Origin of the sequence: Salegentibacter flavus, assembly GCF_900115145.1 — a bacterium.
Classification (GTDB): Bacteria; Bacteroidota; Bacteroidia; order Flavobacteriales; family Flavobacteriaceae; genus Salegentibacter; species Salegentibacter flavus.
The window spans coordinates 39,240-62,232 of the sequence record NZ_FOVL01000007.1 but is presented as its reverse complement, the minus strand read 5'-3'; the positions used below and the strand labels follow the sequence as shown (position 1 = coordinate 62,232).

Sequence of the window (22,993 nt, the reverse complement as noted above, 5' to 3'; positions counted from 1 at the left end):
CGAAAATGAATTGGGGGAATTCCTTTATATTTTGCTTAGTTAACCAGCATTATCGTTTCCACTCTTAGATCTAATGCTTCTATTTCTTCCGGGCTCGCTTCAATTAAGCGGTCACCATAGAAATCATTCCCGGGTTCGTTTTGAGGCCCGAGAAAAACACGTAAGCCTGAATTTTCAAGCTTTCCGTCATTCCACATTACCGCGCCACTGTAATCCCAGCCGAAGCCGTAAAAAGATATGTCCTTTCCATTCAGCCTGTTGAGTTCTTCATAAGTAGTCCCTATTTGAATGCCCTCATCGGATTTCCATTGCCCGTCTACGTCAAATCTAATGTCGTGGATCTCTGTGCGGCTTTTATCTTTCCAGGTTACGTGAAGTTCGTTTGGAGTATCGGGGAAAAGGATTGTATAGGCACGCTCCACGGTGCCTTCTTCAAACATTCCCACATCTTCCCTGAAATTCGCATCGGGATATTCGCGTTTAAGCTCTTCAGAAGAATACTTCTGAAGATTTTCAATTACAAATTTATCTTTGGATGCGTTGTTTCTGGAACTGCCGCAGGCAACCAGTGTCAATACGCTTATTACAACAAATATTTTTTTCATTTTGGTTAGTTTGCTTCCGCAAAAAATTCAGAAAAATCTCTACGAAAAAATTTTGACACTAAATTCAGGAACATTCCACAGAGAAGCCCTGTCTTTTACAAGAATTTAACGCGTATTATTTAACAGTTGCTTACCTTTACGGCTTCCAAAAAGTTTAAGATTAATGAGCGATTCTACACAGCGATATACTATTACAGCGGCTTTACCATATACCAACGGCCCTATTCATATTGGTCACCTTGCAGGGGTCTATGTACCTGCCGATATTTATGCGAGATTTTTAAGAATGCAGGGGCACGACGTGGCTTTTGTCTGCGGAAGTGACGAGCACGGTGTGCCTATTACCATTAAGGCGAAAAAGGAAAGCGTGAGCCCGCAGGATATCGTAGATAAGTATCACGCCATCATTAAAAAATCATTCAAGGATTTTGGGGTTTCTTTTGATAATTACTCCAGGACCTCAGCGAAGGTTCACCACGATACGGCTTCTGATTTTTTCAGAAAGATGTATGAAGACGGCAAATTCATCGAAGAAACCACTCAACAGCTTTATGATGAGGAAGCCAAACAGTTCCTGGCCGATCGTTTTGTAACCGGAACCTGCCCTAAATGTGGGAATGAAGAAGCATACGGCGATCAGTGTGAAAGCTGCGGATCTTCCCTGAATGCCACCGATCTTATCAATCCGAAATCTACATTTTCAGGAGCGACACCAACCTTGAAGGAAACCCGTCACTGGTTTTTGCCTTTAGATCAGTATGAAGACTGGCTGAAAGAATGGATTCTGGTTGGCCATAAAGCCGACTGGAAAAGCAATGTGTACGGTCAGGTTAAATCCTGGATAGACGATGGTCTTAGGGCACGTGCCGTAACCCGCGATTTGGATTGGGGAATCCCGGTTCCCGTTGAAGGTGCCGAAGGAAAAGTGCTTTATGTATGGTTTGATGCGCCAATCGGGTATATCTCGTCCACCAAGGAGTGGGCTGAGCGGGAAGGAAAAGACTGGGAACCATACTGGAAAGACGAAAACACCAAACTCATCCATTTTATCGGAAAAGATAATATCGTGTTCCACTGTATTATTTTCCCGGTAATGTTAAAAGCTCAAGGCGACTTTATTTTGCCGCAAAATGTGCCTGCCAACGAATTTCTTAATCTGGAAGGAAAGAAACTATCTACCTCCAAGAACTGGGCGGTTTGGCTTCATGAATATCTTGAAGATTTCCCCGGGCAGCAGGATGTGTTGCGGTATGCACTTACTGCCAACGCTCCAGAAACCAAAGACAACGATTTTACCTGGAAGGATTTCCAGGCCAGAAATAACAACGAACTGGTTGCCATCTTCGGGAATTTCATCAACCGCGTGATCGTGCTTACCAATAAATATTACGAGGGACTTGTTCCCCAGCCTCAAAAGCTTTCAAAAGTTGATGAGCAAACCATTGCCGAGCTGAAAGCTTATCCTTCAGTGATCGCAAGTTCTATTGAAAAATATCGTTTCCGCGAGGCCCAGGCCGAATTGATGAACCTAGCCCGCCTTGGCAATAAATACCTTGCAGATGAAGAGCCGTGGAAACTTATAAAAACCGATGTCGACAGAGTACAAACCATAATGTATGTTGCCCTGCAGATCGCTTCTGCCCTGGCCACCCTAAGCGAGCCGTTCTTACCCTTCACTTCGGTGAAACTAAAAGGTATGCTGAAATTTTCAGCGGAAGAAAACAGGCTGGAAAACTATGAGAAATCTCAATGGGATAAGATCTCGACCCGGGAATCATTGTTACCTGCGGGTCACCAAATAGGAAAAGCAGAATTGCTTTTCAGCAAAATTGAAGATGAACAAATAGAGAAACAATTGGAAAAACTGGAAGCTACAAAAACTGCAAATGCCGCTGAAGCAAATAAAGTAGAGCCGCAAAAAGATACCGCAAGCTTTGAGGATTTCACCAAAATGGACCTGAGGGTAGGAACTATCATTGAAGCTCATAAAATGCCAAAAACCAAGAAACTTATGGTTATAAAGGTTGACACTGGACTGGATCAAAGGACTGTAGTTTCCGGTATAGCAGAGCATTTTAAGGCCGAAGAGATCATTGGAAAGAAAGTTACAGTTCTGGCCAATTTAGCTTCCCGGAAACTGCGCGGCGTAGAAAGTCAGGGGATGATCCTGATGACCGAAAATGCCCAGGGAAAACTGGTTTTTGTTAATCCCGATGAAGATGGCGTGGAACCGGGAGCGGCAATCAATTAGTTCTCGTTCTCTCGACTCCTCTCGAGCTACAAGCCTCAAATCGGCTTGAACTGACACAGTTGGCAAACCATTTAAACTGAAATTTCGACAAATGGAAAAAATTTGGGTAATAACAATTTCGCTTTTTTTAATAATCACTTTTCTTTTTTGGATTATGACTAGTGGTCATTTCAGAAAAGAATATGGTAAAAAAATGTGGAAAAAATGGGGGACGAGAACCTTCTATTGGCAAGGTGCAATATTTGTCGGTATCGGAGGTACGTTTCTAATAATGTATCTTTTAAAATGGGCAAATGTTTTGACTTTTTAGAAGTGGAAACCTGTGAGGTTTAATCAAGCTAAATGCTAAAAATCGCCTACCATCCTATCTACAAACATCCTTTGCCGGAGGGACACCGCTTCCCTATGGAAAAATATGAGTTGCTACCCAGGCAACTCCTACACGAAGGAACCTGTGTAGATGCAAATTTTTTTCAACCGGAAATTCCGGATGAGAAACATATCCTTGCCGTGCACGATGCAAAATATTTTACACAACTTAAAAACCTTAAACTCGACAGAAGAGCTGAAAGAAAAACCGGATTTCCGCTTTCTGTGGAACTTGTAAAGAGGGAACTCATAATTGCTGATGGTACGATGAAAGGCTGCCATTTCGCTATTGAAAATGGTGTCGCCTTCAACATTGCCGGAGGCACCCATCACGCTTATTCCAATTACGGGGAGGCTTTTTGTTTGCTAAATGACCAGGCTATTGCCGCCAGGTACCTTCAACATAAAAAACTGGCCGAAAAAATACTTATTGTAGATCTGGACGTTCACCAGGGAAATGGCACGGCCAAGATCTTCGAAAATGATCCTTCGGTTTTTACCTTTTCAATGCACGGAAAAAACAACTATCCTTTTAAAAAAGAACAATCTGACCTGGATATAGAATTACCCGATGGCACCGGAGATGAAGACTATTTGAAAATCCTCAAAGAAACCCTTCCGGATTTAATAAAGAATCAAGATCCCGATTTCATTTTTTATTTAAGCGGTGTGGATATTTTAAAATCCGATAAATTAGGAAAGCTCTCTTGCACGGTCGCAGGTTGCAAAGAACGCGACCGCTTTGTGCTGCAAACCTGCCATGATCTTAAGATTCCCGTGCAATGCAGTATGGGTGGCGGGTATTCCCCGGAAATTAAAACAATTATCGAAGCTCATGCCAATAACTATAAATTAGCTCAGGAAATTTATTTCTAGAACAAAAAAATTCCCGCCCGGGTAATGCGGATGGGAATTTCAATCTTCAGAAAATTTAAGGCTCATACACTATTTATTTCCCATTAACAGCAGTTCGTTGCAAACCACTTCGGTTATAAAATGCATTTTGCCTTCTTTATCATCCCAGCTGCGGTTGGTTAACTTGCCTTCAATGCCTACTTCCTTCCCTTTTCCGACATATTTCTCTACCAACTCAGCCGTTTTACCCCAGGCTACGATATTGTGCCATTGGGTGTCTGTGATTTTTTCCCCTGCACCGTTCTTGTAGTGCTCATTAGTTGCGATAGGAAATTTCGCGATTTTCTTTCCCGATTCCAGGTTTACGATCTCAGGTTCTCTTCCTACATTCCCGATCAACTGAACTTTGTTTCTTAAAGTGCTCATAACTCAAAATTTTAATTTAGCTGAAAATCGTTAGTTCATTTCAACACAACAAACTTAGATCTGAACACAAATATTAATCGGTTGGGAATTATTTGTTTTCGTTTATAGGCGTTTGTAAACGTTTGAATTCAGAAAAAATCATTTAAAAAAATAGATAAATCGACGAGCCTGATTTGGCTATTCCCATAAAAAGCTTTATTTGCATAAAAAAATGCCGAAAGAAGAACAACGAGTCTGGTACGCCTGTTATGGCTCCAACCTGTTGGAAGAGCGTTTCAGATGTTATATAGGTGGTGGGCAGCCAAAAGGAGCACATCGTATTTACCCCGGATGTACCAACAAGACTTTTCCAACCGGCACCAAAGGCCTGATCATTAACAGGGAAATGTATTTCGCTAAAAGCTCGAAGACCTGGAGCGGCGGTGGTGCTGCCTTCATTAAATCAGAATTCGACAAAAATGTAGAAACTCTGGGGCGTATGTATCTCATCATCCGACAGCAATTCATTGACCTGGTGCAACAGGAGATAAAATTTGAAGGGGAATTCGATATTAACCTCGAAAAGGTAATTGAAGAAGGTTCGTTGGATATGAAAAACGATTCCTGGTACGGGCAAATTATTTACCTGGGCGATGAAGAAGGCCACCCCATTTTTACCTTTACCAATGAAGAATATCTCGAAAACGAAATAAATGCACCCAACGAACATTATTTAAAGATAATTATTGAAGGACTTAAGCAAACCTATAAGCTGTCGCCTTCAGAAATTCAAAAGTACCTGGAAAACAAAACAGGAATTAAAGGCTTCCCCATTGAAAAAGACTTTCCAGAATTAATTGGTAACTAAAATTCTTATTTTTATCAGCTCACCGCGATCAGAAAACTTATGAAAGCAGCCAGTGTTAGTCAATTAAAAAAAGAACTCGCCTTTCGGTCTCAGGACGAACTTCTGGAACTTTGCCTGAGGCTTTCAAAATTCAAAAAAGAGAATAAAGAGTTGCTTACCTATCTGCTATTCGAATCTGATAATGAAGCCGAATTTATTTCCGAAGTAAAAAAAGAGATAGACGAGCAATTTGCCGGCATCAACACCCGCACCTGGTATTTTATAAAAAAGAGTGTGAGGAAAATTCTGAAGGATGTAAAAAAGCATGCCCGATATTCAGGGAAAACAGAAACCGAGGTGGAGCTTCTTATTTATTTCTGTGCGAAGTTGAAATCTTTCCCAAAACCTATACACCGCAACAAAACCCTTCAGAACCTTTATGAACGGCAGCTTCAGCTTATTAATACAAAATTGGAGAAGCTACACGAAGATTTGCAATATGATTACAGGCTTCAGATAGAAGAATTTAATTTATAAAGTAAAGAATGGAGCTTTTATCAGTATTGATATTTTCGCCGGGATTAATGATATTCAGGTTTATTCAAATTTGAAGTGGATTTATAGTAGGGTCAAAATCGGGAAGGTTACCTTTGTAGCATCTTGATTCTTACCAAAGAATTAAATAAAAATCAGGTTAAAATCATACCGAAATGTCCTTTAAAAAACTGAATCCCCCCTTAAAAGAAGCTCTGGAAAGATTAGGGATTGAAGAGCCTTTGCCTTTTCAGAAGAAAATATTGCCAAAAATAAAAAGCGGAAGGGATCTTTACATTTTCGCCCCGGAAAATTCCGGAAAAACCACTGCGCTGGTAATTAGTACTATTCAAAAACTGGAAAGTGCTGCTTTTGAAGATGCTCCCCGGGCGTTGATCTATGTGAAAGACAAAGAAGCCGCGAAGGAACTTGAAAAGGAATTTAAAAAATTCACCAGGTATATGGATCTCCGGATTTTCAGTGCATATGATGAACCCGATATAGAAGTCCAGAAAGTTGCAATTTACGAAGGCGTAGATATTGTGATTGCGACGCCTAAAAAACTATTCAAGCTTTTTTCCATTACAGGAATTAATGTGAGTCAGTTAAAATTACTTATTGTGGAAGATGCTGAATTCATTACCAATACTGGCATTTTCAACGATTTAATTAGAATACCCCAGCATATTTCAAAATGTCAATACCTTGTATTTGCCAGTGAGACCAACTCAAAAATCGAAAGATTACGGGATTCTTTTATGGCTCGTGCAGAAGTTTTGAAAATGAAATAGTTATAAAGGCTTAAGTTCCAATATCTTGCAATATTCAGGTTTTTCTTATATTTATTGTGAAAACATTAAAAAATGCAGAAAGCCTGTCTGGAATGTGGAGAAAAAATTGTGGGCCGCGCAGATAAAAAATTCTGCAGCGATTATTGCCGTAATGCTTACCACAACAACCTAAACAAAGACAGGAAAAACCTGGTTAGAAACGTAAATAACCGACTTCGAAAGAACTACCGGATTTTGGAAGAATGCAATCCCACCGAAAAAACCACTACGACTAAAAACAGGCTATTGACCAAGGGTTTTAATTTCGATTATATCACAAGCATTTACACTACCAAAAGCGGCAAGGTTTATTATTTTGTGTATGATCAGGGTTACCTGCCGCTAGACAACGGGATATATGCACTGGTTAAAAGAAACTAAGATTTATAGGTGCCAGTTATTGCTTTTTTGTTTAGTCGCCACGCGCAAAACGTCGCTCTGACTTATCTGCCCAACAAGCTTACCATTTTCTACAATTGGGAACCTTCTGTAACGTTTCTCGATAAATTTCTTGGCGGCATCAATCACATTCATATTCCCATCTATGGTTTCTACATTGCAGTTCATACGTTTCCCAACAGTAGTATCTTCCAGAGGCATATTGTAATACTGGCTGTCTGAAACGTGCTTCATACAATCCCCCTCAGAGATCATTCCCAATAAATTATTTTTTTCGTCTACAACACAGCCCCCGGAAATTTTATGTTTGAGGAGTTTTTCAGCAACATCCATAATATTCTCATTTTCCCTAAAGGTGATCAGGTCGGTGGTCATATAGTCTTTTACCAGCATTGGCGAACTCTCCGGTTTTTCGGGAGCCGCCTGCTTTCCTTGATAATTTTTGATAGCCATAGCATAATAATTTGTGTATTAAACTCTTAAATATAAGAAATTTCCTATTAGGGTTAAAGCGCTTTCCTTCTTAAAATCTTGATTATCTTTATTGCTGAATAATTTCAAGTTCTGCTTATGCTGAAAAGTATACCTCCCGTTTTTTCTCTTATTCTTATCGCCGTTGCTGCCTGGTTTACTTTCTATAGTAGCCAGCCGAAAAATATAACTGATGAAGCTATCCCTGAAACAGAGTTTTCTACCCAACGCGCCTTCCAACACGTTGAAGCTATGGCTCAACAGCCTCATTATATCGGTACTGCCGAGCACAGCCGGGTACGCAATTATATCGTAAATGAACTTCAAAAAATGGACCTGCTGGTGCAAACCCAGGAAGATTACACTTTAAATAAACACGGAAGCCTGGTAAGCCCTCAAAATATCCTCAGCCGAATCGAAGGTGATGGTGATGGCCCGGCACTGGTGCTGATGTCTCATTACGATAGCAATCCGCATTCCTCTTTAGGGGCCAGCGATGCAGCCAGTGGCGTGGCGACTATTCTGGAAGGTATCCGCGCTTTTCTTGCTCAAAACAAATCCCACGAAAATGACATCATCATCCTTTTTACCGATGCTGAAGAAGTTGGTCTCAATGGAGCAGAACTTTTTGTGAAAGATCATCCCTGGGTCGAGGACGCCGGACTTGTATTAAATTTTGAAGCCCGTGGCAGTGGCGGAAACTCCTTTATGTTTCTCGAAACAAATTCCGGAAACGCTAAATTGGTTAAGGCTTTCCAGGAAGCAAATCCCGAGTACCCGGTCACAAATTCCCTTGTTTACAGCATTTATAAAATGCTCCCCAACGATACCGATCTTACGGTGCTACGTGAACAGGCAAATATCCCCGGATTCAATTTTGCGTTTATCGATGATCATTTCGATTATCACACCGCCACCGATACCCCGAAGAACCTGGACAAGGAAAGCCTTGCTCACCAAGGCAGCTATCTTATACCCTTGCTCGAGACATTTAAGGATAATGATCTTTCTGACTTTGAAACCGAAGAAGAACTGATATTTTTCAACCTGCCGGGAGGGGAAATGATCAGTTACCCTTTCTCCTGGATTATTCCTATGCTTTTGATCGCTGTAGTGATCTTTATCCTACTTTTGGTTTATGGGTTTTCCCGGAAAAGCCTTGAAGGCAAAGCGGTTTTTACGGGATTTCTGGCTTTCATTCTAAGTTTTAGTATTGCCGGGTTGCTTGTTTACCTTTTATGGAAATTCAACCTCTATATCTACCCTGAATATTCGGAAATGGAGCAGGGATTTACCTATAACGGCTATTACTATATCGCCGCTTTTCTTTTCCTGAGTCTTACGATCTCTTTTTTCACTTATCACCGATATCACAAAACCGATAACCAGGCTTCCCTTTTTGTTTTTCCGTTGTTTTTCTGGTTGTTGTTATGCACCTTTCTTGGCTTTTACTTAAAAGGCGCGGCATACTTTATCATCCCGGTTTATTTTGGGCTGCTGCAATTCTTTTTGATGATAAGGCAAAAAAGACCTAACAATCTGCTTATGGCTTTTTTAAGCCTTCCGGCACTTTTCATTTTTCTGCCGCTCCTCGTGCAATTTCCGGTAGCCTTGGGCTTAAAGATCCTTTTCGCCTCTGCCCTGCTCTGCGTTTTACTTTTTACATTAATGCTCCCGGTATTTGCTTATTTTAAAAGAAAGAAAGCTCTCGCAGTACTCAGTTTCCTCATCTTCAATATTCTCTTTTTCACCGCGCATTTCAAGTCGAAATTCGACGAGGAAAGCCCCAAACCCAATTCTCTTGTTTATCTTTTTGATGCCGATGAAAATACCGCTCACTGGCGTTCCTACGATAAAATACCGGATGAATGGACTGAAAATTTCTTCGGAAAGGATCCGGTGATAATTCCTTCAAGTGAAAAAACCTTCAGCAGTAAATACGGGTCCAATTTCACATGGAGAGCTGAAGCGCCTTCAATAAACCTGGAGTCTCCAGCCATTCTTTTCGATAGTCTGAAAACAACAGAAGAGATTACCCGATATTCCCTTAAGATCGCTCCCAACCGAAAAATCCACCGCCTCGAACTTTTCGCCGACCGCAGTGTGGATTTTGAAGAGTTTACTGTGAACGGTCTGCAAGCCGATGACACCCTATTGGGAGATAACAAATTTAATGTACATACCCGCCGATGGCACGACCGACTGCTCACATGGCATGTTTCCGGGAGAGACACTTTACGGATAGAATTCAGTCTGAAGAATGATGAAAAACCTGAGTTCACCCTTTACGAATCCAGCTTTGACCTCCTGGAAAACGAGGAATTAAATGTTCCAAAAAGATCTGAAACCATGATCCCGAGGCCATTTGTAGTCAATGACGCGGTAATTTTTAAGAAAACCATAAGCCTAGAGTAGCCTTAGGTTTTGTAGTTTTAAGTGATGCAAAAATCGTCATTCTGTCCCGCAAGTTATCGGGATTAAATCAGAATCTCATCACAATGAGCAAAGCTATTTTATTAAAATAAAAAACACCTCCCTTCGGGGAGGGCTGGGAGAGGACCATGAACATATCAATATTAGGAACCGGATGGCTGGGCTTGCCCCTGGGAAAAGCACTTATCGAGGCTGAACATAGTATAAAAGGCTCGGTAACCCGCCGGGAAAAAATGGAGCAGCTGCAGGAAGCGGGAATCACCCCATACCAGATCAAGGTCTTTACCGAAGGCGTACAAGGCGATCTCGCTTCCTTCCTGGCAGATGCCGAAGTTTTAATCATCGATATCCCACCCGGACTGAGAAGCGTTCCCGAAGCCGATTTTGTAGGCAAAATTGGCCGCATAATCGATTATGTGGAAAAGTCCCCGGTAGAAAAAGTAATTTTCGTGAGTTCTACTTCGGTTTATGAAGACAGGGAAGGTTTCCCCGAATACACCGAGCAAGATGAAGCAAACGGCACTTCAGAAGCAGCAAAGCAATTAATCTCCTCAGAAAAAATGTTACTGAAGAACGAGAATTTTCAAACCACGGTTATTCGTTTTGGAGGTTTGCTTGGCCCAGGCAGGCACCCCGTTAAATATCTGGCCGGTAAAACCGGGCTAAAAAACCCGAAAGCCCCGGTAAATCTCATCAGGCAGGAAGAGTGTATAGAAATCATTCTGCAGATCATTAAAAAGGATGTTTGGAACATAACTTTTAACGCTGCCTACCCCGAACATCCCACCAAAGAAGATTACTATACCCGTGCAGCCAAAGAACAGAATTTAAAGCCTCCCGAATTTGACCAAACCGGGGTTTCTAAAGGAAAAATGATAAGCTCAGTGAGGTTAGAGGAAATACTGGGATTTGAGTTTTTGAAAGAGATTTAATGGTGGTCAAGATTATATCGTATAAGTGATGGTGGATAATGAACATTCGCCAATTAAGTTGTCAATGGTCTAATTAGTAGATCACGAGACCTCACAGGTTCTGGAAACCTGTGAGGTCTGTAAAAAATCATCTCTTAAATCCAATTTTTAGGAAGTTTTATTTCTCCTCTACCTCCACCTTTACCTTCAAATCCAAAGGCTCTAAAACCTTTAAAGCTTTGGCTATCGAGTTGATATTTTCAAAAGTAAGCAGCAGTCGCAAGCCGTTTCGGGTTTGTTTTTCCTTCATCTTACAGATCTGCGGGTGGGTTTGCACATATTGCAAAACCCGGGTAAAATTATTGGTCTGATAGAAACGTGATTGCTGGTCGGCTATGAAATAACCTATCATTTTGCCTTGTTTCAGTAAAACTTTCTCCAGCCCGATCTTTGAAGCGATCCATTTGATGCGCACGCTGTTAAGCAGATCTACCGCCTGGACGGGCAGTTCCCCAAAACGGTCTATGAGCTCGGCTTCAAATTTCTGCAATTCCTCTTCCGAAGTGATCTTATTCAGCTGCGTATAAAGATTCAGCCTTTCAGTGATATTATTGATGTAATCATCAGGGAAAAGGATCTCGAAATCGGTGTCGATTTGAGTTTCTTTCACAAAGTTTTTGTCTTCAATATCCTCGTTGCCGGCATATAGATCCTTAAACTCATTCTCCTTCAACTCTTCAATAGCTTCATTAAGGATCTTCTGGTAGGTCTCAAATCCAATTTCATTGATGAATCCGCTCTGTTCGCCGCCCAGCAGGTCTCCGGCACCGCGAATCTCCAGATCTTTCATCGCGATATTTATTCCGCTCCCAAGTTCAGAAAATTGTTCCAACGCACTTATTCGCTTACGGGCATCTTCGGTCATTGCCGAAAAAGGTGGCGTAATAAAATAGCAAAAAGCCTTTTTATTGCTTCGGCCTACCCGCCCCCGCATCTGGTGCAGATCGGAAACTCCAAAATTATTCGCGTTATTGATGAAAATGGTGTTCGCATTGGTCACATCCAGACCGCTTTCCACGATAGTTGTGGAAACTAACACATCAAATTCACCATTGATAAAACTCAACATCAGTTTTTCCAGTTTCTTACCTTCCATCTGCCCGTGACCTACGCCAATCTTTGCATCAGGCACTACCCGCTGGATCATTCCCGCGACTTCCTTTATATTTTCAATCCTGTTATGAATAAAAAACACCTGACCGCCCCGTTGAATTTCATAAGAGATCGCATCCCTGATGGTTTCTTCGGAAAATCTTATCACATTGGTTTCAATAGGATAACGGTTTGGTGGCGGAGTGGCAATGGTAGAAAGGTCTCTCGCGGCCATTAAACTAAACTGAAGTGTTCGCGGAATTGGTGTTGCTGTGAGCGTGAGCGTATCTACATTTTCTTTAATGGTCTTGAGCTTATCTTTTACCGAAACCCCGAATTTCTGTTCTTCATCTACGATTAAAAGTCCGAGATCTTTAAATTTCACCGCCTTATTCACCAGCTGGTGAGTTCCTATGATGATATCTACCTTTCCGCTTTCAAGATCAGCTAGGGTTTCGCGGCGTTCTTTGGCAGTTCTGAAGCGGTTTAAATAATCCACAGTGACAGGGAAATCCTTCAAGCGTTCAGTGAATGTCTGGTGATGCTGAAAGGCCAGAATAGTAGTAGGTACCAAAACCGCAACCTGCTTACCGTTATCCACAGCTTTAAAAGCCGCACGAATCGCCACCTCGGTTTTTCCGAAGCCCACATCACCGCAAACCAAACGATCCATAGGCCTTTCGCTTTCCATATCCTCTTTTACCGCCTGGGTTGCTGTACCCTGGTCCGGAGTATCTTCATACATAAAAGAGGCTTCCAGTTCGTGCTGCAAATAAGAATCGGGTCCAAAGGCAAAACCCTTCTGAAGTCGGCGTTTTGCATATAACTCGATTAGATTATAAGCGATGTGCTTAACGCGGGCTTTTGTCTTTTGCTTTAGCTTTTTCCAGGCATTGCTCCCCAGTTTAAAGATTCTGGGCTCTTTCCCGTCTTTTCCATTGTATTTCGAAATCTTATGCAGCGAATGGATACTGAGGTACAAAATATCGCGCTCGCCGTAGAACAATTTTATGGCTTCCTGCTTTTTACCTTCAACATCAATTTTCTGAAGTCCTCCAAACTTCCCTATCCCGTGATCAATATGGGTTACGTAATCGCCAACTTCAAGATTGCTAAGTTCTTTTAAGGTTATCGCCTGTTTTTTGGCGTAACCATTCTTAAGATGAAATTTATGATAGCGCTCAAAGATCTGGTGATCTGTATAACAAACATTTTTGCCAACTTCATCTATAAAACCCTGGAAGAGAGATAGAGTTATGGTTTCGTATTTCACTTCCTTTTCCTGGTCGTCAAAGATGTCGTGGAATCGCTTCGCCTGTTGTTCACTAACGCAAAAAATATAATTTTTATAGCCGTTCTCCTGATTTTCGATAAGGTTATCGATGAGCAAATCGAACTGCTTATTGAAAGAAGGCTGCGGCTTTGTTTGAAACTCGATGACTTTTTCAGGCTCCATATAGGCCTGGTTACTGAGTTCCACCACAGTGTATTCCTGCAACTGACTTTTAATTAGCTGGCCATCACAGAAAAGCGCTTCGGGTTCACTATGTTTTACTTCCTCTGAAAGTTTCTGAAAAGCTTCCTTTGCCTTGCTGAAAAGTTTATCGGCCTGGGCGGTGAGCAGGTCAAGGTTTTTAACAAAGACTACGGTTTGATTCGAGATATATCTTAGAAAACTATCCCTGATCTCGTCCAGGTGCTTGTCTTCCACATTCGGCATCACCGAGATCTTCTTCACCTTATCGGTGGAAAGCTGGGTTTCCACATCAAAACTCCTGATGCTGTCCACCTCATCGCCAAAGAATTCAATACGGTAAGGCTCGTCATTACTAAAGGAAAAAACATCAATAATCCCCCCGCGCACCGAAAACTCGCCCGGTTCAGTCACAAAATCAACCCGCTTGAATTTATATTCGAAAAGTACTTCGTTTACAAAATCCAGGGAGAGTTCATCGCCAACAGAGATCTTCAATGTGCTCCTATCCAACTCTTTCCGGGTAACTACTTTTTCAAATAAAGCATCGGGATAAGTGACGATTACAGCCGGTTTCTTCCGGGAATTTATTCGGTTTAAAACCTCAGCCCGAAGTAAAACATTGGCGTTATCGGTTTCCTCGATCTGGTAAGGGCGGCGGTAGCTTCCCGGGTAAAAGAGTACATTCTTATCCCCAAGTAGTTGCTCGAGATCGTTAAGATAATAAGCAGCTTCTTCTTTGTCATTAAAGATCAGTAAAAAGGGTTTGTCGGCTTCCTTAAAAGCATTCGCTGTCACAAAGGAAAAGGCAGAGCCAACAAGGCCTTTTAATTGAATTTTAAAATCATTTTTTTCAGAAGAGACAAGGGTCTCCCTCAATTCCTGCTGTTGCGGGGACCGTGCAAAGCTTTGGGCGATAACAGATTTACTCATTGGCGCAAAGATAATTCGCCAATATGGGCCTCGCAACAAGTCAACATTTTTTTAACGTGACAACTTACTTTTTGGATTCTGCCAAGTATTAAATACTGAGTAGACAATGACCTCATTCTCCAAAACTTCGTAAATGATGAGATATGGAAAGCGCTTAATTACAGCCTCCCTAAATGGTTTTCTTTTCTCTGAAAAATGAAACGGATAGTTCTTTATCCATTTGAAATAAGAATCCAGATGATCTAAAAATGAGCCACCCAGCCCTACTTTCTTTTCCTCATAATAAAGAAAAGCCTCAATTATCTCTAATTGGGCTTCCTCTTTTATTATAAGTTTAAATGTCATTTTTTTAAAGTATTCTTAGCTTTTTTCCGAACCTCTTCCCAGGTATAGGATTCGCTTTTATCGTTTAAATGATTTAATCTTCTTTGATCCATTTCCTGATAATCTGTTTCGCTAAGAGGTCTAGATAATTTCTCCTCATAATTTTCTGCAAGGGAAAGCATCATCTCCAAAAGACGTTCATCGGCTTTATCGACATATTTCAATACCGTGTTTTTAAGTTCTACAGCTTCCATATCACCATTTTATTAGTCTTATAAATTTACAAATTTTAAATTTCAATCTCAGATCTAATCTCATTTTAAGATTTACCATTTCCCTAACAGCAAAAACGGGTGGCGTTTATTAATTTCAGAATAGAATTAAAAACTATGGGCTTTAAACATTTTGACGTATTCATAATAGGAACCGGGACTGCCGGAAAAAGAGTAGCTTATGCCTGTATTGATGCTGGGTTGAAGGTGGCAATCGCCGATAATCGGGAATATGGCGGCACCTGTGCTAATCGGGGCTGCGATCCCAAAAAAGTACTAACCGGGTTCACCGAAATCCTGGACCGCACCAAAAAAATGGAAGGCAAGGGAATTACCCGTGGCCCGGGGTTCTCCTGGGAAGATCTGATGAAGTTTAAAAATACCTTCGTTGATGCCGTTCCAGCCGCTACCGAGAAAAAATTAAAAAAACTGGGTATCGAAATGTATCACCAATCGCCCAAATTTCTCGATGAAAATACCCTGTCGGTAGAAGGTAAAACCGTCACCGCTGATAAGATCGTGATTGCCACCGGGCACAAACCAATGGAATTGCGCATCCCAGGCCGTAATCACGCGCTTTACAGCGACGACTTTCTCAATCTCGAAAAACTACCGGAATCAATGATCTTTATAGGTGCTGGTTACATCGGGATGGAGTTCGCCCACGTTGCAGCCCGCCTTGGGGTAAAGGTCACTATGATTGAAATGTCAGACAGAATCCTTAACACTTTTGATGAGGATATGGGTAAATATCTGCAGCAGGTTTCAGAAGAAGAACTGGGGATCAATTTTATCTTCAATGCCGAAGTCACCGAAATTGAAAAACTTAGAAAGAATTTCAGGGTGACTGCAATTCAGGATGGAAAAGAAGTTTCAGTAAAAGCCGAAATGGTTTTAAATACCGCCGGAAGAGTTCCTTCTATTGATGACCTGGATCTGGAAAAAGGCAATGTAGAATTCAGCAGAAAAGGGATCGTTGTTAACGAATATCTTCAGAGTCCAAGCAACAAAAATGTGTATGCCTGCGGTGATGTTTCAGCTAGTGAGGGTTTACCTCTAACTCCGCTTTCTTCACAGGAAGCCCGGGTGGTGGCCGCTAACCTCCTCAACAAAGACAAGCCTGAAAAAGCTCATTATCCTCCGCAACCCACAGTAGTATTTACTTTACCTAAACTCGCTTCGGTAGGGCTGCTGGAAGAAGAGGCCCGGAAACAGGGATACGACTTTAAAGTAAAACATAAACTTGCCACTGATTGGTTTAATGCCAAGCACATCAATGAAAAGGTTTATGCCTACAAAACCCTCATTGACAATAAAACCGGTCAGGTGATAGGCGCTCATCTAATAGGCCCGGAAGCTTCAGAAGTGATCAATATGTTTGTAATGGTAATGTGCGGGAAGCTGAATTGCCAGGACGTAAAAAAAATGATCTTTGCCTATCCCACCTGGGGAAATGATATTAAGGGAATGTTGTAATCCTCCCCCTGCAAGTCTCCCCCCCAGCACCCTCCGAAGGAGGAGGAGATTTATTCTTTATTCAGAATTTTATACATCGGGTTGGTTTTCCTATTCATCCACCCGTGGTAAACAATATTTGAGAAAATAATCACGGCGGTAATTAATGCTGCATAGGAGATTAGAGGAACCTCGTCAAAATGTCTGAAATATATGGCGATCAATGCCCAAACTCCAACTGCGGCGAATTCGCGCATATTCCGAAGATAGATTATCGCGACATTTATAATTCCTGCAATTATAATGAGCAGTACCGTCCATATTTCTTCGGACAAAAATGGGGCTTCCCACCCAATTTTCACCAAATAGGCTGAAACATTGGCAATAGTCGCCACCGCGATCCAGCCGGAATACAGGCAGATTGGCCACCAGCTAAAAGCGATGATGTTAATAGGCGCGTCCCAGCGCTCCATGTTGGTGTTGAGAATCACTTTTATCAGGGAAAATAAAATGAGAAACATCAATAAGACTGAAAGTCCAGTGAACTCGTTTAACCACGCCAAGACCCAGGCGACATTAGCCAGGTTTGCAATAAAAAACCAGTAACCTGATTTTCGAAGAAAATCGAGATCATTTTTAGCTCCGAAAGCCTGATAGAATTGGTAACCCGAAAAAACCAAAAGGCCGAGGAAAATAATACCCCAAATAGCAAATGCATAGCCGGCCGGCGTGAATAAATTGTAATACTCGGCGCTTAGGCTGCCCATAGTATTGCCGTTAATGATTCCGGTTTGGGAGATATAGCTTACAGCAATAACCAGAATCACAGAGATCGAATTTAAAACTGCCAGTCGCTTTTCCATATTCTTTTATTTACTGATTAAAATTACTTCTTTTTGGGTAATTGCATAAGCAGCTTCCCCTTCGTTTAATTCCATCATATAATTTCCGGTAAATTCGCCAAAAGCAGGAAAAATAAGCTGATCTTTTCTTCGGAAAAAACAAGGTAGCTTAAGACTTTGCCTGGCTTTACCGTTTAATCGATAACCCGGGTGAATATGCCCGCAGATATTGAAAAAAAATTCTCTCTGCTCGGGATGGTGGGTAAGCAGAAATCCGTTCAGTTGCCATTCAGAATGAATTTTCAATCCCAATTTTTCGTATTTCAGCGGGGAAATTATATCGTGATTTCCCGCGACCAGAACCACATCTGCCTCTACAAAACTCAGCCAATTTTCGAATAATTTCCATTCATTATTCAAGTTGCTATGAAAAAGGTCACCTAAGAAACAAACAGTTTTCGGGCGGAATTTGCCCACCACTTCGCTCAGTCTTATAAAATTCGCATTAATAGCTTTGTATGGCACAGGACTTCCAAATTTCCTGAAATGCGAGATCTTGCCTAAATGCACATCGCTAATAATCAAGATTTCCTGTTCTTCCCAGAAAGCAGCACCACTGGGGTGAAGTTCGAAGTGTTGGTTTTCTAGCTCAATTTCCATTTAGACTGCCTAAAGCTCCTCGCTTATTCTGTTTAAAATCTTCGCAGCTTTCTCCAGGGTGTCATCGGTTTTCGCAAAACAGAACCGAAGTTGCTTGTTGTCTTTCCCGTCAATATTAAACACCGAAACCGGGATGCTGGCCAAACCGAATTCGGTGATCAGTCTTTTGGAAAAATCCACATCATATTCATCGGTGATTTCTGAGTAATCCAGGACCTGGAAGTAAGTGCCCTTTGAAATTACAGCCTTAAACCTTGTATCCTTTATGAGTTCAAGAAATTTATCGCGTTTCTCCTGGTAAAAATCGCCGAGTTCCAGGTAATGTTCAGGTTCTTTTAAATATTCAGCAAAAGCTCTTTGCATAGGATGATTAACGCAGAAAACGGTGGCCTGGTGAAATTTGATGATCTCTTTCATCAAAATTTCGGGAGCCACACAATAACCCATTTTCCAACCGGTATTATGAAAAGTTTTTCCGAAGGAGGCACAAACGATAGCTCTTTCTGCCAGGCCGGGAAATTTAGAAGCACTCTGGTGCTGTTCTCCGTCAAAGATCAGGTGCTCATAAACCTCATCGCTTAGCAGGATAATGTTGGTGTTTTCCAACAATTTCTCCAGTTTCAGCATATCGGCTTCTCTCAAAATAGTCCCTGTGGGATTATGGGGGGTATTGATAACGATCATTCGGGTTTTGGAATTGATCTTTTGTTCCAGGTCTTCCCAATCGATCTTAAAGTCTTCCCCCTTCAACTGTACAAAAACAGGTTTTCCTCCGGCCAGTTTAATATCGGGCTCATAAGAGTCATAAGCTGGTTTAAAAACGATCACCTCATCTCCGGGATGAACAAATGCGGTGATGGCGCAATATAAAGCTTGGGTAGCTCCGGCCGTAAAAATGATTTCGGTAGTTTCATCATACTTTTTGCCGTAGAGATTATCAAATTTAGCCACTATTTGTTCCCTCAATTCAGGAATGCCATTCATAGGCGGATACTGGTTATACCCATCTTTCATGGCTTTACAAACCAATTCCTTCAGCTTCATGTCTGTTTCGAAATTTGGGAACCCCTGGGACATGTCTATAGTCTTGTGTTTTCGGGATAGATTACTCATTATTGAGAAAATGCTGGTCTTCCCTGCAGGGAGTTTAGAAGGTAAATGCTGAAAATTGGGCATAGTGTTGTGTAATTAAAAGGCTTTCTTAGTAAGGTCAAAAAAAAATCCCGGACTGCAAAGTCCGGGATTAGTATTATAAATATTTTAACCTGTATTATTCCATACTGGCACTAAGGTATTCCCGGTTCATTCTGGCGATGTTATCCAGGGAGATTCCTTTAGGGCATTCTATTTCACAGGCCCCGGTATTGGTACAGTTACCAAAACCTTCTTTATCCATTTGCTCGACCATTGCGAGTACTCGCCTTGTAGCTTCAACTTTACCTTGAGGCAATAAAGCAAACTGGCTCACCTTAGCCGAAGTAAAAAGCATTGCACTTGCGTTTTTACAAGCGGCAACACAGGCTCCACAACCTATACAGGTAGCGGCATCAAATGCATTATCGGCATTGTCTTTTTGTACTGGGATAGAGTTGGCATCCTGAGTATTTCCTGAGGTATTTACAGATACATATCCTCCGGCTTGTTGAATTCTTTCAAAAGAATCCCTATCTACCATAAGATCTTTAATGACAGGGAAAGCCGCTGCTCTAAATGGTTCAATAGTAATGGTATCCCCATCCTTGAACACTCTCATGTGCAGCTGGCAGGTAGTAATGGCTCGATCGGGCCCGTGTGGCTCTCCATTGATCTGGAGGCTACAGGTTCCACAGATACCTTCCCGGCAGTCGTGATCAAAAACCACAGGGTCTTCACCCTTGTCGATTAACTCTTCATTCAGTACATCCAACATTTCCAGGAAAGACATATCCGGAGAAATATCACTTATCGGGTAAGTCTGGAGTTTCCCTTTAGTTGTAGCGTTCTTCTGACGCCATATTTTGAGTGTAAGATTCATATTGTACAGTATTGAGTAGTGAGTAATAAGTATTGAGCATCTAACCCAATACTTATATCTCAATTCTATTTATAGCTCCTTGTTTTAACTTCGATATATTCGTAATTAAGATCTTCCTTATGAAGAACTGCCTCGCTTGGTTTACCGGTATATTCCCAGGCAGCTACATACATAAAGTTCTCGTCATCCCTAAGGGCTTCCCCCTCATCGGTTTGATATTCTTCCCTGAAGTGTCCTCCACAACTTTCGTTACGGTGTAGGGCATCTACAGCAAACAATTCACCTAGTTCAAGGAAATCGGCTACACGGGCTGCTTTCTCCAACTCGGTATTTAGTTCATTTACCTCTCCCGGAATCTTAACATCTTTCCAGAATTCTTCCCGAAGCGCTTTAATCTCCTCCACCGCCGATTTCAGATCTTCGGCATTACGGGACATTCCTGCTTTATTCCACATAATCTTCCCGAGACGTTTATGGAAATGATCAACAGATTTTGTTCCCTTATTATTACAAAGTTTTTCCAGCTGACTGCGAACAGCATTTTCAGCTTCATCAAATTCAGGGCTATCGGTTGGGATTGGTCCTGTTCTAATATCATCGGCAAGATAATTACCTATGGTATAAGGAAGAACAAAATATCCATCTGCCAAACCTTGCATTAAGGCTGAAGCTCCAAGTCTGTTGGCACCGTGATCTGAGAAGTTAGCCTCTCCGGTTGCAAAACATCCTGGGATGGTGGTCTCAAGATTGTAATCTACCCAGATTCCACCCATAGTATAGTGAACCGCAGGATAAATCATCATTGGTGTTTCATATGGGTTCTGATCTACGATCTTTTCGTACATCTGGAATAGGTTCCCGTATTTGGATTCAATAACTTTTTTTCCCAGATCCCTTATCTGTTCATCTGAAGGATTTTTAAGATGCTGGGTGTTGGCTGCTTCCTGACCGTAACGCATAAACGCGGCACTGAAATCAAGGAATACTGCTTCCCCGGTTTTGTTAACGCCGTATCCGGCGTCACAACGCTCCTTGGCTGCTCTGGAAGCCACATCACGAGGCACCAGGTTACCAAAGGCGGGATATCTTCTTTCCAAGTAGTAATCACGATCTTCTTCTTTAAGATCGGTAGGTTTTAAGCGGCCTTCCTGGATAGCCTTGGCATCCTCCAGTTTCTTAGGCACCCAAATTCGTCCGTCATTCCGAAGAGATTCAGACATCAAAGTTAATTTAGACTGATGATCTCCTGAAACCGGAATACAGGTTGGATGAATTTGTGTGAAACAAGGATTTGCAAAAAAGGCTCCTTTTTTATGAACTTTCCAGGATGCGGTAACATTACTTCCCATCGCATTGGTAGAAAGATAAAATACGTTGCCGTAACCTCCTGAAGCTATTACCACAGCGTGAGCACTGTGTCTTTCTATTTCTCCCGAAACCAGATCGCGAGCAATAATACCTCTTGCCTTTCCGTCTACAATTACAAGATCAAGCATTTCATGACGGGTATAAGATTTGATCTTACCCCGGTTTATTTGTCGGTTCATTGCAGAATAAGCTCCTAAAAGTAACTGCTGGCCCGTTTGACCTTTAGCATAAAAAGTACGGGATACCAACACCCCTCCAAAAGAGCGGTTATCGAGTAAGCCTCCGTATTCACGTGCAAAGGGAACTCCCTGTGCAACACACTGGTCTATTATATTTCCTGAAACTTCGGCAAGGCGATAAACATTGGATTCGCGTGAACGATAATCGCCACCTTTTATAGTATCATAGAATAGCCGGTAATCTGAATCACCGTCTCCCTGATAGTTTTTCGCTGCATTTATACCTCCCTGGGCAGCAATAGAGTGTGCCCTTCTTGGAGAATCCTGGTAACAAAAAGTCTTAACATTATAACCAAGCTCGGCCAGCGTAGCAGCTGCACTACCTCCGGCAAGTCCTGTTCCTATTACTATAACATCAATATTACGTTTGTTTGCCGGGTTAACCAGGTTGATATTATTCTTATGGTTTTTCCACTTTTCTTCAAGTGGTCCTGCCGGTACTTTTGATTCTAAAACTGACATAAATCTTACGTATTAAACGTTATTAAAATAGTGATACAGGGCTATAAATATAAAGCCTAAAGGAATAAGAATGGCATAGGCCACTGTAAAACCTCTCAAGCCTTTAGCATATTTGTTCGCCCATCCCATAGACTGGAATGAAGACGAAAACCCGTGATACAGGTGAAGGCTTAACAGGATAAAAGATAATACATATAATCCTGTTCTTACCGGAGACTCAAATTTAGCCACTGTTTCGTGGTAATATCGAGTGGGGTCTTCCGGATGAGATTCTACGTATTTGTGTACAATTTCAGGTACCCAGAAATCATAAAAGTGAAGCCCTAAGAAAGCTAAAACCACAAGCCCGGTGTAGATCATATTTCTGGACATCCAGCTGGAGTTGGCGCTTCCATTAAAACGCACATAATTTATTGGCCTGGCGCTTCTGTTTCTATATTCGAGAACAATTCCTAAAACAAAATGCAGAATTACTCCAAAGATCAGGATAGGCTGAATTAGAAACTGAACGATAAAGTTGGTTCCCATAAAATGGGAAATCTCATTGAAAGATTCAGCGCTTAATACAGAAGTGAAATTTATTATGAAATGCTGGAGTAAAAAGAGTACAAGAAAAAGTCCGGATAAGGCCATAGCAACTTTTCTTGCTATTGAAGAATTAAGTATTCCACCCATTAGTTAAGTTATTTATGAATATTTTAACAACAAAAATACATTTTGAATTACTTACTCACAAACTTTCATTGCCAATTCAGCATCAATTTAGAATTAATTCAAAGAAGCATTTTTTAAGCCTCATTCTGCTGTTGAAAATCCTTTAAATACAAAGCACTTAACCGCATTTTTCTTTTTGCAAAAACTTAACGCAAGTTGGAAGCATTTTTAGTA

At 41.4% G+C, this 22,993-nt stretch carries 22 protein-coding genes; 10 read left to right on the top strand and 12 right to left on the bottom strand.

What is annotated here, in order from left to right; translation table 11 throughout:
- Positions 1-35 precede the first annotated feature (35 nt).
- Positions 36-605: a hypothetical protein gene (locus BM266_RS07220; protein WP_093407719.1), complete on the bottom strand. Its 570-nt coding sequence runs from the start codon at positions 603-605 to the stop codon at positions 36-38.
- 163 nt (positions 606-768) lie between these two features.
- Here BM266_RS07220 and metG point away from each other — a divergent pair, with 163 nt between their 5' ends.
- The 3 genes from metG to BM266_RS07205 all read left to right on the top strand — a co-directional run bounded on the left by metG (position 769) and on the right by BM266_RS07205 (position 4,101).
- Positions 769-2,856: a methionine--tRNA ligase gene (gene metG / locus BM266_RS07215; RefSeq protein WP_093407717.1), complete on the top strand. Its 2,088-nt coding sequence runs from the start codon at positions 769-771 to the stop codon at positions 2,854-2,856.
- 91 nt (positions 2,857-2,947) lie between these two features.
- Entirely contained in the window at positions 2,948-3,166 is a 219-nt protein-coding gene (locus BM266_RS07210) for a hypothetical protein (RefSeq protein ID WP_093407714.1), read from the top strand.
- Positions 3,167-3,198: 32 nt separating this feature from the next.
- The gene (locus tag BM266_RS07205; RefSeq protein WP_093407712.1) at positions 3,199-4,101 is read left to right on the top strand and encodes a histone deacetylase family protein; all 903 of its coding nucleotides are present in this window, start codon (positions 3,199-3,201) and stop codon (positions 4,099-4,101) included.
- A 69-nt stretch (positions 4,102-4,170) separates the two neighbouring features.
- Here BM266_RS07205 and BM266_RS07200 read toward each other — a convergent pair whose 3' ends face one another.
- On the bottom strand, positions 4,171-4,506 hold the full coding sequence (locus BM266_RS07200) for a single-stranded DNA-binding protein (protein ID WP_093407709.1): 336 nt from the start codon (positions 4,504-4,506) through the stop codon (positions 4,171-4,173).
- Positions 4,507-4,717: 211 nt separating this feature from the next.
- Between BM266_RS07200 and BM266_RS07195 the strand changes: the two genes are divergently transcribed.
- The 4 genes from BM266_RS07195 to BM266_RS07180 all read left to right on the top strand — a co-directional run bounded on the left by BM266_RS07195 (position 4,718) and on the right by BM266_RS07180 (position 7,077).
- Positions 4,718-5,353: a hypothetical protein gene (locus BM266_RS07195; protein WP_093407708.1), complete on the top strand. Its 636-nt coding sequence runs from the start codon at positions 4,718-4,720 to the stop codon at positions 5,351-5,353.
- Between the two features lie 39 nt (positions 5,354-5,392).
- Positions 5,393-5,869, top strand: a complete 477-nt coding sequence (locus tag BM266_RS07190; RefSeq protein WP_093407705.1) for a hypothetical protein — start codon at positions 5,393-5,395, stop codon at positions 5,867-5,869.
- 173 nt (positions 5,870-6,042) lie between these two features.
- Positions 6,043-6,657: a DEAD/DEAH box helicase gene (locus tag BM266_RS07185; protein ID WP_093407704.1), complete on the top strand. Its 615-nt coding sequence runs from the start codon at positions 6,043-6,045 to the stop codon at positions 6,655-6,657.
- A gap of 72 nt (positions 6,658-6,729) precedes the next feature.
- Positions 6,730-7,077 carry a hypothetical protein gene (locus BM266_RS07180; protein ID WP_093407701.1) on the top strand — a complete coding sequence of 116 codons (348 nt, stop codon included), beginning with the start codon at positions 6,730-6,732 and terminating at the stop codon, positions 7,075-7,077.
- 3 nt (positions 7,078-7,080) lie between these two features.
- On the opposite strand, the gene BM266_RS07175 is transcribed toward BM266_RS07180, so the two are convergent.
- The gene (locus tag BM266_RS07175; protein ID WP_093407699.1) at positions 7,081-7,548 is read right to left on the bottom strand and encodes a CBS domain-containing protein; all 468 of its coding nucleotides are present in this window, start codon (positions 7,546-7,548) and stop codon (positions 7,081-7,083) included.
- A gap of 117 nt (positions 7,549-7,665) precedes the next feature.
- Between BM266_RS07175 and BM266_RS07170 the strand changes: the two genes are divergently transcribed.
- Positions 7,666-9,981 carry a M20/M25/M40 family metallo-hydrolase gene (locus BM266_RS07170; RefSeq protein ID WP_093407696.1) on the top strand — a complete coding sequence of 772 codons (2,316 nt, stop codon included), beginning with the start codon at positions 7,666-7,668 and terminating at the stop codon, positions 9,979-9,981.
- Positions 9,982-10,127: 146 nt separating this feature from the next.
- Positions 10,128-10,931: an NAD(P)H-binding protein gene (locus BM266_RS07165; protein WP_093407694.1), complete on the top strand. Its 804-nt coding sequence runs from the start codon at positions 10,128-10,130 to the stop codon at positions 10,929-10,931.
- A gap of 157 nt (positions 10,932-11,088) precedes the next feature.
- Here the strand turns inward: BM266_RS07165 and mfd are convergent, their stop codons facing one another.
- The 3 genes from mfd to BM266_RS07150 are packed head-to-tail and all read right to left on the bottom strand — an operon-like array spanning position 11,089 to position 15,047.
- Positions 11,089-14,469 carry a transcription-repair coupling factor gene (mfd, locus tag BM266_RS07160; RefSeq protein ID WP_093407692.1) on the bottom strand — a complete coding sequence of 1,127 codons (3,381 nt, stop codon included), beginning with the start codon at positions 14,467-14,469 and terminating at the stop codon, positions 11,089-11,091.
- 51 nt (positions 14,470-14,520) lie between these two features.
- Positions 14,521-14,814 carry a type II toxin-antitoxin system RelE/ParE family toxin gene (locus BM266_RS07155; protein ID WP_093407690.1) on the bottom strand — a complete coding sequence of 98 codons (294 nt, stop codon included), beginning with the start codon at positions 14,812-14,814 and terminating at the stop codon, positions 14,521-14,523.
- Positions 14,811-15,047, bottom strand: coding sequence for a hypothetical protein (locus BM266_RS07150; protein ID WP_093407687.1), 237 nt, complete (start codon positions 15,045-15,047; stop codon positions 14,811-14,813). Before BM266_RS07150 ends, BM266_RS07155 begins: the two co-directional genes overlap by 4 nt.
- Positions 15,048-15,182: 135 nt before the next feature.
- Between BM266_RS07150 and BM266_RS07145 the strand changes: the two genes are divergently transcribed.
- The gene (locus tag BM266_RS07145) at positions 15,183-16,541 is read left to right on the top strand and encodes a dihydrolipoyl dehydrogenase family protein (protein WP_093407947.1); all 1,359 of its coding nucleotides are present in this window, start codon (positions 15,183-15,185) and stop codon (positions 16,539-16,541) included.
- 50 nt (positions 16,542-16,591) lie between these two features.
- On the opposite strand, the gene BM266_RS07140 is transcribed toward BM266_RS07145, so the two are convergent.
- The 6 genes from BM266_RS07140 to BM266_RS07115 all read right to left on the bottom strand — a co-directional run bounded on the left by BM266_RS07140 (position 16,592) and on the right by BM266_RS07115 (position 22,780).
- Positions 16,592-17,383, bottom strand: coding sequence for a hypothetical protein (locus BM266_RS07140; RefSeq protein WP_093407685.1), 792 nt, complete (start codon positions 17,381-17,383; stop codon positions 16,592-16,594).
- Between the two features lie 6 nt (positions 17,384-17,389).
- Positions 17,390-18,022, bottom strand: a complete 633-nt coding sequence (gene pdeM / locus BM266_RS07135) for a ligase-associated DNA damage response endonuclease PdeM (protein ID WP_093407682.1) — start codon at positions 18,020-18,022, stop codon at positions 17,390-17,392.
- Between the two features lie 9 nt (positions 18,023-18,031).
- Positions 18,032-19,198, bottom strand: coding sequence for a methionine aminotransferase (locus tag BM266_RS07130; protein WP_093407680.1), 1,167 nt, complete (start codon positions 19,196-19,198; stop codon positions 18,032-18,034).
- Between the two features lie 94 nt (positions 19,199-19,292).
- Positions 19,293-20,036 carry a succinate dehydrogenase/fumarate reductase iron-sulfur subunit gene (locus BM266_RS07125; protein WP_093407677.1) on the bottom strand — a complete coding sequence of 248 codons (744 nt, stop codon included), beginning with the start codon at positions 20,034-20,036 and terminating at the stop codon, positions 19,293-19,295.
- A 65-nt stretch (positions 20,037-20,101) separates the two neighbouring features.
- Positions 20,102-22,105, bottom strand: coding sequence for a fumarate reductase/succinate dehydrogenase flavoprotein subunit (locus tag BM266_RS07120; RefSeq protein WP_093407674.1), 2,004 nt, complete (start codon positions 22,103-22,105; stop codon positions 20,102-20,104).
- Between the two features lie 12 nt (positions 22,106-22,117).
- On the bottom strand, positions 22,118-22,780 hold the full coding sequence (locus BM266_RS07115; RefSeq protein ID WP_093407672.1) for a succinate dehydrogenase cytochrome b subunit: 663 nt from the start codon (positions 22,778-22,780) through the stop codon (positions 22,118-22,120).
- Positions 22,781-22,993: the final 213 nt, after the last annotated feature.